Origin of the sequence: Parasutterella secunda (assembly GCF_016901835.1) — a bacterium.
GTDB classification, from domain to species: domain Bacteria; phylum Pseudomonadota; class Gammaproteobacteria; order Burkholderiales; family Burkholderiaceae_F; genus Aphodousia; species Aphodousia faecavium.
This window is the reverse complement of sequence record NZ_JACJKX010000006.1, coordinates 74,003-88,261: the sequence shown is the minus strand read 5'-3', so window position 1 is coordinate 88,261 and position 14,259 is coordinate 74,003. Positions and strand designations below refer to the sequence as shown.

At 49.5% G+C, this 14,259-nt stretch carries 16 protein-coding genes; 10 read left to right on the top strand and 6 right to left on the bottom strand.

Annotated elements, in window-relative coordinates; all coding sequences use genetic code 11:
* The first annotated feature begins 28 nt into the window (after window positions 1-28).
* The 5 genes from rpsD to H5985_RS04600 all read left to right on the top strand — a co-directional run bounded on the left by rpsD (window position 29) and on the right by H5985_RS04600 (window position 3,538).
* Window positions 29-664 carry a 30S ribosomal protein S4 gene (gene rpsD, locus H5985_RS04620; protein WP_205050148.1) on the top strand — a complete coding sequence of 212 codons (636 nt, stop codon included), beginning with the start codon at window positions 29-31 and terminating at the stop codon, window positions 662-664.
* Between the two features lie 174 nt (window positions 665-838).
* A complete protein-coding gene (locus tag H5985_RS04615; RefSeq protein ID WP_205050147.1) occupies window positions 839-1,843 on the top strand; it encodes a DNA-directed RNA polymerase subunit alpha in 1,005 nt (334 codons plus the stop codon).
* Window positions 1,844-2,007: 164 nt separating this feature from the next.
* A complete protein-coding gene (rplQ, locus tag H5985_RS04610) occupies window positions 2,008-2,409 on the top strand; it encodes a 50S ribosomal protein L17 (protein WP_205050146.1) in 402 nt (133 codons plus the stop codon).
* A gap of 79 nt (window positions 2,410-2,488) precedes the next feature.
* Window positions 2,489-3,145, top strand: a complete 657-nt coding sequence (locus tag H5985_RS04605) for a YczE/YyaS/YitT family protein (protein ID WP_275096283.1) — start codon at window positions 2,489-2,491, stop codon at window positions 3,143-3,145.
* Complete coding sequence (locus tag H5985_RS04600; RefSeq protein ID WP_205050144.1) at window positions 3,146-3,538, top strand: RNA-binding S4 domain-containing protein; 393 nt, start codon at window positions 3,146-3,148, stop codon at window positions 3,536-3,538.
* Window positions 3,539-3,595: 57 nt separating this feature from the next.
* Here H5985_RS04600 and hemB read toward each other — a convergent pair whose 3' ends face one another.
* The 5 genes from hemB to lptM form a co-directional block, all read right to left on the bottom strand.
* The gene (hemB, locus tag H5985_RS04595) at window positions 3,596-4,612 is read right to left on the bottom strand and encodes a porphobilinogen synthase (protein WP_205050143.1); all 1,017 of its coding nucleotides are present in this window, start codon (window positions 4,610-4,612) and stop codon (window positions 3,596-3,598) included.
* Between the two features lie 26 nt (window positions 4,613-4,638).
* The gene (gene yihA, locus H5985_RS04590; RefSeq protein WP_205050142.1) at window positions 4,639-5,274 is read right to left on the bottom strand and encodes a ribosome biogenesis GTP-binding protein YihA/YsxC; all 636 of its coding nucleotides are present in this window, start codon (window positions 5,272-5,274) and stop codon (window positions 4,639-4,641) included.
* Between the two features lie 108 nt (window positions 5,275-5,382).
* A complete protein-coding gene (locus H5985_RS04585) occupies window positions 5,383-7,068 on the bottom strand; it encodes a putative transporter (protein WP_205050141.1) in 1,686 nt (561 codons plus the stop codon).
* A gap of 121 nt (window positions 7,069-7,189) precedes the next feature.
* Window positions 7,190-8,464, bottom strand: a complete 1,275-nt coding sequence (lysA, locus tag H5985_RS04580; RefSeq protein ID WP_205050140.1) for a diaminopimelate decarboxylase — start codon at window positions 8,462-8,464, stop codon at window positions 7,190-7,192.
* A gap of 10 nt (window positions 8,465-8,474) precedes the next feature.
* Complete coding sequence (gene lptM / locus H5985_RS04575; protein WP_205050139.1) at window positions 8,475-8,621, bottom strand: LPS translocon maturation chaperone LptM; 147 nt, start codon at window positions 8,619-8,621, stop codon at window positions 8,475-8,477.
* Between the two features lie 25 nt (window positions 8,622-8,646).
* Here lptM and cyaY point away from each other — a divergent pair, with 25 nt between their 5' ends.
* Window positions 8,647-8,958: an iron donor protein CyaY gene (cyaY, locus tag H5985_RS04570; protein WP_205050138.1), complete on the top strand. Its 312-nt coding sequence runs from the start codon at window positions 8,647-8,649 to the stop codon at window positions 8,956-8,958.
* 18 nt (window positions 8,959-8,976) lie between these two features.
* Here cyaY and H5985_RS04565 read toward each other — a convergent pair whose 3' ends face one another.
* Window positions 8,977-11,340 carry a penicillin-binding protein 1A gene (locus H5985_RS04565; protein WP_205050137.1) on the bottom strand — a complete coding sequence of 788 codons (2,364 nt, stop codon included), beginning with the start codon at window positions 11,338-11,340 and terminating at the stop codon, window positions 8,977-8,979.
* 232 nt (window positions 11,341-11,572) lie between these two features.
* Here H5985_RS04565 and H5985_RS04560 point away from each other — a divergent pair, with 232 nt between their 5' ends.
* From H5985_RS04560 to mlaD, 4 genes are all read left to right on the top strand, one after another.
* Entirely contained in the window at window positions 11,573-12,058 is a 486-nt protein-coding gene (locus H5985_RS04560; RefSeq protein ID WP_205050136.1) for an acyl-CoA thioesterase, read from the top strand.
* Window positions 12,059-12,173: 115 nt separating this feature from the next.
* Window positions 12,174-12,974, top strand: a complete 801-nt coding sequence (locus tag H5985_RS04555; RefSeq protein ID WP_205050135.1) for an ATP-binding cassette domain-containing protein — start codon at window positions 12,174-12,176, stop codon at window positions 12,972-12,974.
* The gene (gene mlaE / locus H5985_RS04550; protein WP_205050134.1) at window positions 12,971-13,747 is read left to right on the top strand and encodes a lipid asymmetry maintenance ABC transporter permease subunit MlaE; all 777 of its coding nucleotides are present in this window, start codon (window positions 12,971-12,973) and stop codon (window positions 13,745-13,747) included. The genes H5985_RS04555 and mlaE overlap by 4 nt, the downstream gene beginning before the upstream one ends.
* Before the next feature lie 13 nt (window positions 13,748-13,760).
* Window positions 13,761-14,249: an outer membrane lipid asymmetry maintenance protein MlaD gene (gene mlaD, locus H5985_RS04545; protein WP_205050133.1), complete on the top strand. Its 489-nt coding sequence runs from the start codon at window positions 13,761-13,763 to the stop codon at window positions 14,247-14,249.
* Window positions 14,250-14,259 lie beyond the last annotated feature (10 nt).

The following is a 14,259-nucleotide window of genomic DNA, read 5'->3' as shown; positions in this document are numbered from 1 at the left end:
TGATCACAGGATAAGAGAGGCATATTAAATGGCACGATATACCGGTCCCAAACTCAAGCTCGCGCGCCGCGAGGGTTGTGACCTTAATTTGAAGAGCGCGCGTCGCTCCTTGTCGAGCAAAGTCGGCAAGGGCTCCGATTCGATCACCAAACCGGGCCAGCACGGTAAGACTTCCGGTGCTCGTCAATCGGACTACGGTGCCCAATTGCGTGAAAAGCAAAAGGTGCGTCGCATGTATGGCGTTCTCGAACGTCAATTCCGTCGTTACTTCGCCGAAGCCCAACGTGAAAAGGGCCATACCGGTGAAGTGCTTCTCGACTTGCTCGAAAGCCGTTTGGACAACGTTGTTTATCGCATGGGCTTTGGTTGCACCCGTGCGGAAGCTCGCCAGTTGGTGAGCCACTGCGCCGTTTTGGTCAATGGTAACAAGGTGAATATTCCTTCTTACCGTGTCAAACCCGGTGATGTTATCTCTATTCGCGAAAAGTCCCAAAAGCAAGCCCGTATTACGGAATCTTTGGAACTTGCCGCTCAAGTCGGTTTCCCGTCTTGGGTGTCTGTTGATGCGAAGAAGTTTGAAGGCACGTTCAAGGCCTTGCCGGCTCGCGACGAAATCTGCCAAGACGTCAACGAAGCGTTGGTCGTCGAATTCTATTCGCGTTAATAGCTAAGCTTGACGATGCGTTTGGTGTAGTGCGCTCAAATGCATCGTTCTTGCTAAAATTCGTGCGATCGGTCCTATTTGGGGCGCCGATCGCATTTGTTCTCCCAAGCCCCAGACCATCCATCAGCCTTATCGGTGTAACGAGCCGAGGGTATTGAAAAGGACAGTCTACAAATGGCCAATACTACTTTGTTGAAGCCGACCACCATTGAAGCCGTGGTCGACGAAAACAATCCTAATCTTGCAGTTATCACTCTTGAACCTTTCGAACGTGGCTACGGTCATACATTGGGCAATGCGCTTCGTCGTATTTTGCTTGCCAGCATGGTCGGTTATGCTCCCACGGAAGCTCAAATAGCAGGTGTCGTTCACGAATATTCTCAAATCGACGGCGTCCTCGAAGACGTGGTAGACATTCTCTTGAACCTCAAGGGTGTTGTCTTCAAGCTCGAAGGTCGCGATGAAGTGACCTTGACGCTTCGCAAGAGCACTGAAGGTGTTGTCACTGCAGCCGACTTTGATTTGCCGCACGATGTGACCGTTGTGAACCCCGATCACGTGATCGCTCACTTGGCTGCTAACGGTAAGTTGGATATGCAAGTGAAGGTCGAAAAGGGTCGCGGTTACCAACCCGGTGATATGCGTGCCTTCCGTGACGATTACTCCAAGAGCACGATCGGTCGCATCATTATGGATGCTTCCTTCAGCCCGATTCGTCGCGTGGCCTATGAAGTCAGTGCCGCTCGTGTCGCACAGCGCACCGACCTCGATAAGCTCGTGATGACGATTGAAACCAACGGTGCTATTGATCCGGAAGAAGCCTTGCGCGAAGCCGTTTATATCCTGCAAGATCAATTGACGGTCTTCGGTTCCATCAAGAGCGAACAAGCCGGTAAGGCTGCTCAGGAAGAAGACGTGAACAATCCGCCGCCTCTGGATCCGATCCTTATGCGTCCGGTCGATGATCTCGAATTGACGGTGCGTTCTGCCAACTGCTTGAAGGGTGAACAAGTCTTCTACATCGGTGACTTGATTCAACGCACTGAAAATGAATTGCTCAAGACCCCGAACTTAGGCCGTAAGTCCTTGAATGAAATTAAGGAAGTGTTGGCTGCTCATGGTTTGACCTTGGGTATGAAGTTGGAAAACTGGCCGCCTGCCGGTCTTGACCAACACTAATTTGGCATTGATTTGCTAAATGAAGGACGAGAAGCTAAAATCTCGTCCTTCGAGTCTGTCAGACTCGATGTTTTACCCGCCCGCCGAGGAATCTCGGATAGAAGAAGATGGGAAATTGCTCCGCAAGGAGCTCAATAGACTAACTTTTATAGGAAAAAACTAAAATGCGTCACCGTCATGGTTTACGTAAGCTGAATCGTACCAGCGCTCACCGCCTCGCTATGCTCCGCAACATGATGAATTCTTTGTTGCGTCACGAAGCTATCAAGACCACGTTGCCGAAGGCTAAGGAACTTCGTCGTGTTGTCGAACCGATGATCACCCTCGCTAAGGTTGACACGGTTGCCAACCGTCGCTTGGCTTTCGCCCGTTTGCGTGATCGCGAAATGGTTACGAAGCTCTTTACCGTTCTCGGCCCCCGTTTTGCCGCTCGCAACGGCGGTTATACCCGTATCTTGAAGATGGGTTTCCGCGTTGGCGACAATGCTCCGATGGCTTACATGGAATTGGTTGAAAAGACCGCTCCGGTTGTTGAAGCCACCGAAGAAGCTCAGAAGGCTGAATAATTTGAACCCTTAACGTTCAAGTTAATTAATGAGGGGAGAGTCGATTTTCTGACTCTCCTTTTTTCATTCCTAAAACACCATGAAGAAATTGAGTTTGCCACCCGCACTGGGCAATGTTTGGCAATTGTTGCTGGGCATTGTGTTAATGTCATTTGGAATTTGTCTGATTTCGGCTGTTCATTTGGGTACTACGCCCATCAGCAGTCTTCCATGGGCGTTGGCAAAAATTACGGAATTCAGTTTCGGTACGACCACATTTTTTTGCAATCTTTGTTTTCTGCTTATCCAAATTATCCTGTTAAGGAAAGAGTTTTCAAAACTCAACTTTCTTCAGATTCCTTTGGTCTTTTTATTCAGCCTGAGTACAGACTTTTGGATGTGGTTTTTATCCGATTTACCTGATCTGTCGTATTGGATGCTTTTACTTTTGTCCCTACTGGGAAATGTTTTTTTGGCTTTGGGAGTCGCTTTTGAGGTCCGCTCAAAAAGCATTCCGCTACCGGGTGAAGGACTGGTGATAGCGGTTTCCGTTGTTTCGCGTCAGCCTTTTTACCGAATTAAAATCGGCAATGATGTCACCATGGTGATTTTGGCTGCCATTGCGGGTTGGGTTTTTCTGCAGGAAATATATGGGATCCGCGAGGGCACGATCATATCAGCCTTTGTTGTTGGAATTTTCGTTAAATTTTTCTCAAAATTACTGGATCGGATCTGGCCACTTAATCAGGAAGGATAAATGACCGAACTAAACAGCGAACGTATTGACAAATGGCTCTGGGCCGCCCGCTTTTTTAAGACGAGAGGCTTAGCGCAGGAGGCAGTTGAACTCGGACGCGTGAAACTCAATGGTGAGAGAGTCAAACCGGCAAAAGAAGTGAAATTATCCGATCGCCTGGAAATTCATCGTGGTGAAGAAACCTACGAAGTATTGGTGGCGGGTTTTAACCTTCAGCGTGGTCCGGCTTCTGTGGCTCGGGAACTTTACATGGAAACGGAAGAGGGACGCAGAAAGCGTGAAGCGCAGGCAGCACTTCGTAAGTTAGCTGTGGAGCCCGCTTTGGACAGAACAACCAAAGGGCGTCCGACAAAACGTGAAGGACGAGAATTAAGACGCTTGAGAGGCTATTAAAGGGTGGCTCGGAAGGGAGAGCCTTCCGAGCAGATTTAGGGCGTTTTTCGACCCGTCTTAGAGGCTTACAGGGGTTTCCTTAAGCCAGCGGGCAACATCGAGTGCGCAATAGGTCAGGATGCCGTCAGCACCTGCTCGCTTAAAGCACATCATGGTTTCCAAAGTGAACTTCTTTTCGTCGATATAACCGGCAGCTGCCGCCGCTTTCAAAAGCGCGTACTCGCCGCTGACGTGGTAAGCGAAAGTCGGTGCTTGAAATTCATCTTTAACACGGCGAAGCACGTCAAGGTAGGGTAGGCCCGGTTTAACCATCACCATGTCTGCGCCTTCTTCGAGATCAAGACCGACTTCCCAAAGGGCTTCATCACTATTGGCCGGATCCATCTGATAGACAGCCTTGTTACTTTTGCCGAGGTTGGCAGCCGATCCCACCGCATCACGGAAAGGACCGTAAAAAGCACTGGCGTACTTAGCGGAATAGGCCATGATGCGTGTGTGAATAAAACCTTCTTTATCCAGTGCTTGGCGAATAACACCGATACGTCCGTCCATCATGTCACTCGGAGCCACGACGTCAGCGCCGGCTCGGGCTTGTGCCAACGACTGTTTGACGAGCATTTCAATGGTTTCATCGTTGAGGATGTAACCGGTCTCATCAATCAGACCGTCCTGACCGTGCGTCGTATACGGATCCAGTGCTACGTCACACATTACACCGAGTTGCGGGAATTTTTCTTTAAGCATTCTTACAACACGGGGAATTAGGCCGTCAGGATTGGCCGCTTCGCGCCCATCAGGTGTTTTCAGATGGTCTTCAATGGCGGGGAAAAGCGCAATCATCGGAATGCCGAGATCGACCATCTCTTGGGCCACTTTGCACAGTTCGTCGGGCGTCATGCGCTCGACTCCGGGCATTGTGGGAACCGCCTGTCTGCGACCTTCACCTTCCATCACAAAAACCGGCAAGATCAGATCGGAAGCGGTGAGTGTGTTTTCGCGCATCAGGCGACGGGAAAATTCATCGTGGCGCATACGGCGCATACGTTTTTGAGGGTAATGACCTAAAACGTGCATTTGAAATGTCCTCTTAAAAATTTTGTTCAGACAGCGAGCTCTTCGCGACGTATCCAACGCAAGAGCGTTTCTCGCAATTCATCAACTCCTTCCCGCTTCATACCGGAAAAAAGCTGTACTGAAACATGCGGCCCGATTTCAGCGGCTCGGGCTTTTACCTTGTAAAGCGTTTCTTTTTTAGCCTGGTTATTGAGCTGATCACATTTATTCAGTAACCAGTGCATTTTGACAGGCCTTGTATTTAAGAAATCAATCACCCATTCATCGGTCGGCATCAAGGGACGCCTGGCATCCATCACGACGACGATACCTGTCAAGGTATCTCGACTGGCTAAATAGCCGCCAATTAATTCCGACCAGGTTTTACGAGTGCCTTCTGCAGCTTTGGCAAAGCCATAACCGGGAAGATCCACGAGACTGGCCACGCACTGGCGATGTCCGTGCTCGTCTTTTTCAGAAAGATCAAAAAAGTTAATTAACTGTGTACGCCCCGGTGTTTTAGAGGCAAAAGCCAAACGGCCTTGTCGGGTCAGAACGTTGATGGTTGTCGATTTTCCGGCGTTGCTTCGACCGGCAAAGGCAATCTCGGGAACGTCCCCCTCGGGCAAACCGGCCAGTTGAGACACAGAAAGACGGAAACGGGCACTGTCAAATAAACTCAAAATTCATTCCTCTTAATTTTTACGGGGGCAATCTTAGCCCCGCAATCTTATGCGTAGTTTAACTTTTTTAAAAATATCGGACCTGTTGGAGCAGGCCCGATATTGAAATTAAGCAACCGTCACAAAGGACCACATGACCAGAAGAACCAATTGACCGGTCAAAATGCGTAAGAACATCGCCAAAGGATAGACGGTTGAGTAAGCAACCGCAGAGGAATTTTTCTCAGAAAGCGTTGCTGCATAAGCAAGAGTGGGAGGATCGGTCGTTGCACCAGCCATCAACCCTACAATACTGTGGTAATTGATGTGGAAAAAATGACGGGCAATGCATCCGACAATCAAAAGCGGAATGATGGTGACCAAAAGCCCGAGCACAACATAAAGTGGACCGTTGCCGACCAGAAGGGCATCAACAAAATTTTCACCCGCAGCCAATCCGACACTGGCAAGAAACAGAGCTATACCGAGTTCCCGGAGCATGAGGTTGGCCGAAGAAGTGGTGTAGGTGACAAGACGGAAAAGGGAACCGAAGCGCCCCAACAAAATAGCAATAATCAGGGGGCCGCCTGCCAACCCCAATTTTAAAGGTACCGGCATTCCCGGAATGGCAATGGGTAATGAACCGAAAAGAATCCCTACAGCAATGCCGATGAAAATGGCAATGAGATTGGGGTGTTCCAAGCGTTTGATTTTGTTGCCGACCCGATCTTCCAGACGTTTGATGGAATTTGAGGGGCCCACGCAATACAGTTCATCGCCCATCTGTAGGTGAAGATTTTGGTATGGGAAAAGCTGCATGCCGGCGCGGTACACACGGGTGATGTTGACACCGTCAGAGTGACTCAAGTGTAAATCGCCTACCGTAGTACCGTTGATTTCTGCGCGTGTCACCGACAGACGCTTGCTGGTGATCGGAGAGTGTTCCGTAGCCAGATCGGCTTCTTTGTCTTCTTCGCCGAAGAAGGCAACGATGGCATCTTTATTTTCTTCACCGGAGACAATGCGGACAATATCTCCGACATGCACAACAGATTCGGCGCTGGGGCTGGAAATCACCCCGTCGTGTTGAATACGCGAGCAAATAAAGGGGCGGGCAATAAAAGTTCGGATATCGCCGATATTGCGGCCTTCCAGTGCTCGGTTGGTGACATGCACGTGAAAGAAGATGGAGACGTGGTTACTGGCTTTTTCCTCAGCTTCCCAGTGTTGATCTTCTTCTTTCATATCAATTTTGAAAATAAAGCGCAGTGCAATAGCGGTGCCGATGATACTCACAACGCCCAAAGGATAGGCGCAAGCATAGGCGACAGCAATATCTTCACCCTGGTAGTTAAGTTGAGCAAGTGCTTCCTGAGTAGCCCCCAAGCCCGGAGTGTTAGTGACAGCTCCGTAATGCACACCAAGCATTTGAGCAAGGGAGACCGTATCCGAAAAGAGGAAATACAACACAATCGTGACGACGACACTCAGAACGACCGCCAGAATCATCAGGCCGTTCAACACAATGCCCCCGCTTTTAAATGAAGAGAAAAATGACGGGCCAACTTGAAGACCGATGAAAAATACGAAAAGGATCAAACCGAAATCTCGAATAAAACCTAAGACCGTCGGATCAATTTTCATTCCGAAATAATTAAGCAGCAGTCCGGTAAACAGTACGAACGTTACACCGAGCGAAACGCCGAAAATTTTTATTCTCCCCAATCCCATTCCCAAAGCGATGACAATGGAGTACACAAAAAGGATATGTGCAATTGAGCTGGGGTTGGAAAACAATGCGACAAGCCAATCCATGATGACGCAATCGCCTCTTTAATTAAAGACTAAAAATAAAGCGGCAATTTAACACCAAAAAGGGTAACTGGATATAGAAAAAATCCCTAAGTTCTCAATGAATTAACTTAGTTTTGGAGCATTAAAGTTCGGCCGGCACAATCTCATTGGCCCATAGATCCTCCAGGGAGTCCCTGCGACGAATGAGGTAGGCGAGTTTGCCGTCAACCAATACTTCTGCGGGTAGTCTTCTGGAATTGTATCGGGAGGCCATACTCATACCGTAGGCACCGGCCATCGTGACTGCCAACAATTGTCCGGTCTCAGCGGGTAGCGCACGATCTCTGCCGAGCCAGTCACTTGATTCACAGACAGGGCCCACTACGTCAAATAACATTTCCGAGCAATGGCGTTCAACAACGGGTAGCACCGGCATCCATGCGGCATAGAGCGCCGGTCTGATCAGATCATTCATACCGGCATCGGTGATGAGAAAGTGTTTGACAGGTGTGGTTTTGACGTATTGAACGGTACCCAGAAGAATTCCGCTGGCGGCAACGACTGAGCGGCCGGGCTCCATCACGATTCTCAGATGCCCGAAGCCACGACCCGCTAACCTTTCCCGCAGTCCGCGGACAAGCTCACCCAGGGGTTCAATTTGCTCATCTCGATAGCGGACACCCACGCCGCCACCGAAATCGATGTCTTTGAGCTCAATGCCGGCTGTGCGCAATTTTTCCAGTAAATCGATGAGCCTGTCGCAGGCATCAAAGTAGGGGGAAAAAGATGTCAGCTGTGAGCCGATATGGCAATCAATACCGGCTAACTCAACGTGGCTGCAAGCTGCTGCCCGTTTGATGAGTCCGTAGGCACTGAAAAAGTCGATTCCGAATTTATTGGTTTTAAGACCGGTAGAGATGTAGGGGTGGGTGTGTGCATCCACGTCGGGATTAACACGGAAATACACCCGAGGGCGGCAGCGCATTTCTTCTGCAATGCTGCTTAAACGCTCAAATTCAGCCTCACTTTCAATGTTAAAAACACCGACCTTGGCAGATAGGGCCACACGAATTTCTTCCTCGGTTTTGCCTACGCCGCTGAAAACGATTTTGCGCGGATCGGCTCCGATCTGCAGTACACGTGCAAGTTCCCCCATGGACACAATGTCAAAGCCCCAGCCTTTTTTTTGAAATATCCGCAATATGGCCAGATTGGAATTGGCTTTGACGGCGTAGCAGAACTTATGCGAAACACCGTCAAAGGCGCTTTCGTAGTTGTCAATGGCTTCATTGATGCATTGACGAGAATAGACGTAAAGCGGGGTGCCGTAGCGATCGGCCAAATCACGGATATTGACCCCTTCGCAAAAGAGGACACCATTGCGATATTGAAATTGTGAGCAGGGTAGCGAATCCATGAATAACGCCTTATTGCTCAACGTTTAACGGGTCGGCTTCAATATCAGAGACCGATTCCTGCGGGGCCTGTCCACGATCGGGCAAATAAAGGTCACCCTTAATACCGCAAGCGGTCAGAAGAAATGCGGCAGCTAAAATCGCTAAAATTTCTCTCATCTTTGATACATGAAAAGTTAGAACCATGACGGAAACAGAGTTTACCGAACTTGCAGAGTCAACTCTACAACGAATCCAGACGGCTGTCGAAGCCGTCGACGATGATTTAGATGTTGATCGCCAAGGCAATGTGCTCACCATTGAATTGGATGACGGCTTTCAAATTGTTATCAACATGCAAACGCCGACGCGTCAATTGTGGTTGGCCAGTCTCAAGGGCGGACACCATTACGAGCGAAGCGGAGATGATTGGCTCGATACCTGCTCACGGCACAGCATCAGCCGGGATTTGGCGGCGCTTTTGACAGAAAAGCTCGGCCGAAGGGTCGAGCTTTAACCGGTCTGAGCCGATGGATCAGAAAATCTGATCGCGAATGGTTTCGGTAATCGGATCAACTTCGCCCGGAGTTGTACTTTCTCCTAAGCCGAGCGTCTGAACGGTGTCCCCGACTTGGTCGGCATAGAAAGGTTGGCCGTTGATTTCTACGACATCAGCCGGTTGCGGGCGATAGTATTCCGGCGCATCCTTTAAAACATTTTTCATGTAGTCAACCCATACCGGAAGCACCAGACCGGCGCCGTAGGCGTTCGCACCGAGAGACTTCGGTTGGTCATATCCCATCCAACCGACAGCGGTGATTTCTCCGGCGTAGCCGGCAAACCAAGCGTCCAAAGCATCATTGGTGGTACCGGTTTTCACTCCCATATCTTCACGCTTTAAAGCGTTTCCGGCTCGTCGTCCCGTTCCTCGAACAGCAACTCCGTGCAAAAGCGAATGCATGACATAGGCGTTACGGGCATCGAGTGTGCGTGGAGCGCCGTCGCCCACTTTGGCGTTATGCGCTTGCATCAGCACGTTGCCTTGAGAGTCCGTGACTTTCTCGATCAAATAGGGCTGCACGAGGTAGCCGCCGTTGGCAAAAACCGAGTACCCGGTCACCATTTCCCACGGCGTGACGGAGCCGACACCGAGGGCCATCGTCAGAAGCGGCGGATGATTTTTCGGGTCAAATCCGAAGCGGGAAACAAATTGTTGGGCGTAATACGGATCAATGGCCTGAACAATGCGAATAGAGACTAAATTCTTTGACCGTGCAATAGCATCAGCCAATGTCATCGGGCCATCGTACTTGCGGTCGTCATTTCTGGGCTCCCAAAGCTTGCCGCCCGTTAAGCGCGGGTCAATGGAAAGGGGCGCATCGTTGATAACGGTTGCAGGCGTAAAGCCTTTATCGAGTGCAGCCGAATAGATGAAGGGCTTGAAACTTGATCCGGGTTGACGCCAGGCTTGGGTGACGTGATTGAATTGATTGATCTTAAAGTCAAAGCCGCCCACCAGGGAATAGATGGCGCCGGTATTGAAGTTAGCCGAAATAAAGGCACTTTCAACCGCCGGGATCTGTCCGAGTGACCACTTACCCTTTCTGTCCTGTGTAACGCGAACAACCGCGCCGACCTTTAATTCTTTTTCCTTGTAACGACCCTTGAGTGTTTGGCCTTTCTTGGCGATAAAGCGTTGTGCAAAGGCAAAGCCCTTGTCATCCAACTGAACCGTTTCACCATCGTAGAGTTGAACGGTCATGCGCTTGGGGGTCAGTTCGGTGACAACACCGGGTAAAAGGTTGGAGCTGGAAATCACTTTAGATAAGGCCATCCGAATATTGGCCTCACGGGTTTCCTCGTGGGACAAATCTGCGTACCCTTCGACACCCCGGTATCCGTAGCGACGATCGTATTCGATCATATTTTGGCGCACGGTGTTGCTGGCAATCAGTTGATCACGACTTCGGATGGTGGTGTAAACATTGATGCCTTGATCGTAAATGGTGTCTTTGAAGTAAGGCACCATGAGCATACGAGCTAACTCGGCAATATAGCCGGCGTGCAATTCCTGCGTTTGAAGCTGTGTTTTTTGTTGTTCGGCAGTTGTCTGACGAACTTCAATCGGTTGGGCGATGGCCGAAGCGTAGGTGATCTCGTCAATGTAGCCCAAATTAAACATGCGGCCCAATACATAGTTACGACGCATGGTAGCTCGGCGCATATTAACCAAGGGGTTATAAGCACTGGGGGCGACAGGTAACCCTGCAAGCACAGCAGCTTCAGAGATAGAAAGATCTCGAAGGTCTTTACCGAAATAAGTTTTCGAGGCACTGCCAAAGCCGTAAGAGCGATGGCCTAAGAAAATTTGATTGGCGTAGACCTCAAAAATTTTATCTTTTGAAAGGTTTTGTTCAATCTTAAAAGCCAAGGCGACTTCGTAAAGTTTACGGGTATAGCTGCGCTCAGAACTCAAAAAGAAATTACGGGCCACCTGCATGGTGATGGTACTGCCCCCCTGACCGCGCCGTCCGGTAATGATATTGGCCAAAGCCGCCCGGATAAAACCGGTCAGTTCAATGCCGGAGTGCTCGTAGAAACCGTCATCTTCTGCCGCTAAAATAGCGAGCTTTACATGACGGGGAATTTCTTCAAAAGGCACATAGTCGCGACGTTCCTCTCCGAATTCACCGATCAGATCACCGTCAGCGGTATAAATGCGCAAAGGAACTTTGGGGCGATATTGAGTGAGCGCATCAATGGGTGGAAGTTGGTAATACACAACAGAAAAGACAACCAGTCCGATACCGATGGCAGCGCCTGCACCACAAAAGCCCGTGATGGTTAACCATTTAAACGCTTTTTTTAACCAGGAATTTTGAGTTTTCTTTATTTTCATACCGATTTATCTAGATTGCGGCATTGGCGGGGAGGTGAAAGTTATACAAAAATGGGAAATAAAGCCCCGCGACGCATAAATTGAACGGACTGAATGCTACCGTTTTTATGTTTATTTTGCGAGAACTTAGGCTAAAAATTGCTGTAAAAGATTTGACAGTATGTATAAAAAGCCTTCTCCATTGCTTTTTCTTGTGTCAAAATCCATTGTCTCGTTAAAAAAAACAGTAAAAATGATGGAAATTTACCAGTACAGTTTTAAAGTCGGCCCAGAGTCCATTGATATTTTGCGTCATGTCAACAACCGTGAGTATTTACGTTGGATGGAGATGGCCGCGATGAAGCACGCTTCCCTTTTAGGTTGCGGCGCAAAGGAGTGTTTGCAACAGGGAGAGGTTTGGGTTGCTCGTGAGCATTGGATTGAGTACCTCAGGCCTTGCTACGAGGGTGATGAATTAACGATTTACTCTTGGGTTGAAACAATGGACGGTCCTCGATCCTTGAGACGTTATGCCATTAAACGGGGAGCCAGACTTGTGTGCGTGGGAGCAACCGAGTGGGTATATATCGACTACAAAAGCGGAAAAGTCAAGGATGTTCCGGCAGACGTTGCTTCCCGCTTTACGATTATCGGCAGTGATGATGAGCGACTGATTGATTTAGGGATTGCGCGCGGAGTTCGATTTGAACCGCATTATCCGACGGAAAAATTGCCATAAGAGAGCGTGAATTTAAAAAATTACGCAAAAGATAGAGGGTATCACAGCGTATAATGGTGCAATTCCTGAATGCTTATTCAGTTTCAATTGATTTGAAGTTAAAAAGGGATCACGAGTGAGTGATTTTGTAACGGTTCAAGGTGTCACTTTTGGCTATGGCCGCCGTGTGATTTTGGATGATGTCACACTGCATTTCGGCCGTGGCCAGGTGGTGGCGATTATGGGCGGCTCCGGTATGGGCAAGACGACCCTTTTGAAGTTGATCGGCGGCATTGAAACGCCTGATAAGGGGGCGATCTACATCGACGGGGAGTTGCTCGATACGTCTGATAAAGAAAAGTTATATGCTCAGCGCCGGCGGATGGGCATGCTTTTTCAGTTCGGAGCGCTTTTTACCGATATGTCGGTTTTGGATAATGTGGCTTTTCCGCTGCGTGAGCAAACCCATCTAAGTGAGGAGCTGATTGAGCGGATGGCTTTGATGAAATTAAATGCCGTAGGCCTTCGTGGAGCGGCCGATCTGATGCCAAGCGAAATATCGGGCGGTATGTCTCGGCGTGTAGCGTTGGCACGCGCTACAGCACTGGATCCGGAATTGATCATGTACGACGAGCCCTTTGCCGGATTGGATCCGATTTCGATGGGGGTGACCGCCCGTTTGATTCGAGATTTAAGCAATGCGCTTAACGCGACCAGCATTATCGTGACTCACGACGTGCCGGAAACCTTTGCTATTGCTGATTATGTTTACATGATTTCATCGGGTCGTATTGCTGCAGAGGGTACACCTGAGGAGTTGTCGGCATCGCAGGATCCTTATGTGCGTCAATTCATTGACGGAGCACCGGACGGCCCTGTTGCTTTCCATTATCCGGCTGAACCCATTGATCGAGAGTTTGGAGTGCGCGCGCCATGAATGCATTGATGGATTTGGGAGCTTGGACACTGGAGCAAATTCGACACGTGGGGCGCATGGCAATTTTTGCTATTCAGCTTTTTCGGGAACTGCCCGCTTCGTTGAGTCGATTCGGACTGGTGGTCCAGCAGATTCACTTTATCGGTAATTATTCTCTCTTGATTATTGCTGTATCCGGTCTGTTTGTCGGTTTCGTGTTGGCTTTGCAGGGCTACTATATTCTGGTGAGTTACGGCAGTGAACAGGCTTTAGGCGTGATGGTCGCATTGTCTCTTGCTCGAGAGCTCGGGCCGGTCGTCGCAGCGCTGTTGTTTGCCGGTCGGGCCGGAACCTCTCTGACAGCTGAAATCGGTTTAATGCGTGCTGGTGAGCAAGTGGCTGCCATGGAAATGATGGGGGTTGATCCCGTCAGACGAGTTCTCGCGCCTCGTTTTTTAGGTGTAGTGATTTCTCTACCGCTTCTGGCCTGTATTTTTACCGCTGTGGGTATTTTCGGCGCTTGGATTGTAGGCGTGGTGATGATCGGTGTCGATGGCGGAGCGTTTTGGTCTCAAATGCAGGCCGGAGTGGATGTGTTCTCCGACGTCGGCAACAGTGTGATTAAGGCCGTTGTATTTGCAGTGGCCGTCGGTTTGATTTCTTTATATCAAGGCTACAACGCAAGACCGACTCCCGAAGGGGTGTCTCGTGCCACCACGCGAACAGTGGTGATTTCTTCGTTGATGGTTCTGGGGCTTGACTTTATCATGACGGCCCTGATGTTCTCGGTTTAGAAAGGGGTTTTCGATGGAACGAAAAACAGATCGTAAACGCGGTGTGGAGCTCATGGTGGGGCTCTTCGTGGTTGCCGGTTTTGCTGCTTTGCTGTTTACCGCTTTGCAAGCGGCTAATTTGGGAAGTTTTTCCTGGACTCAGAAAACGTATACGGTTGAGGCAATGTTTGACAATATCGGCGGTCTGAAACCCAGAGCCCCGGTTAAAAGTGCCGGTGTGGTTGTCGGGCGTGTGGAAAATGTGACGTTTGATAATAATCTTTTTCAGGCCAAGGTCACGATGACGATTGACTCCCAGTATCAATTCCCCACTGACACCGAGGCGCAAATTCTGACTTCCGGTCTTTTGGGCGAACAATATATCGGTTTTGTGGCAGGAGCCGATGAAGAGGTGTTGGAAAGCGGCGGCAAGATTCGGCGCACGCAGTCGGCCATGGTACTTGAACAAATGATCAGTAAGTTCATGTACAGTTTTGTGGAAAATAAAGACAATAATCAATAGGAAAACGAGT

Coding starts and splice junctions, on each gene's coding strand:
- rpsD (WP_205050148.1), top strand. CDS start 29: ATGGCACGATATACCGGTCCCAAACTCAAGCTCGCGCGCCGCGAGGGT.
- H5985_RS04615 (WP_205050147.1), top strand. CDS start 839: ATGGCCAATACTACTTTGTTGAAGCCGACCACCATTGAAGCCGTGGTC.
- rplQ (WP_205050146.1), top strand. CDS start 2,008: ATGCGTCACCGTCATGGTTTACGTAAGCTGAATCGTACCAGCGCTCAC.
- H5985_RS04605 (WP_275096283.1), top strand. CDS start 2,489: ATGAAGAAATTGAGTTTGCCACCCGCACTGGGCAATGTTTGGCAATTG.
- H5985_RS04600 (WP_205050144.1), top strand. CDS start 3,146: ATGACCGAACTAAACAGCGAACGTATTGACAAATGGCTCTGGGCCGCC.
- hemB (WP_205050143.1), bottom strand. CDS start 4,612: ATGCACGTTTTAGGTCATTACCCTCAAAAACGTATGCGCCGTATGCGC.
- H5985_RS04585 (WP_205050141.1), bottom strand. CDS start 7,068: ATGGATTGGCTTGTCGCATTGTTTTCCAACCCCAGCTCAATTGCACAT.
- lysA (WP_205050140.1), bottom strand. CDS start 8,464: ATGGATTCGCTACCCTGCTCACAATTTCAATATCGCAATGGTGTCCTC.
- lptM (WP_205050139.1), bottom strand. CDS start 8,621: ATGAGAGAAATTTTAGCGATTTTAGCTGCCGCATTTCTTCTGACCGCT.
- cyaY (WP_205050138.1), top strand. CDS start 8,647: ATGACGGAAACAGAGTTTACCGAACTTGCAGAGTCAACTCTACAACGA.
- H5985_RS04565 (WP_205050137.1), bottom strand. CDS start 11,340: ATGAAAATAAAGAAAACTCAAAATTCCTGGTTAAAAAAAGCGTTTAAA.
- H5985_RS04560 (WP_205050136.1), top strand. CDS start 11,573: ATGATGGAAATTTACCAGTACAGTTTTAAAGTCGGCCCAGAGTCCATT.
- mlaE (WP_205050134.1), top strand. CDS start 12,971: ATGAATGCATTGATGGATTTGGGAGCTTGGACACTGGAGCAAATTCGA.
- mlaD (WP_205050133.1), top strand. CDS start 13,761: ATGGAACGAAAAACAGATCGTAAACGCGGTGTGGAGCTCATGGTGGGG.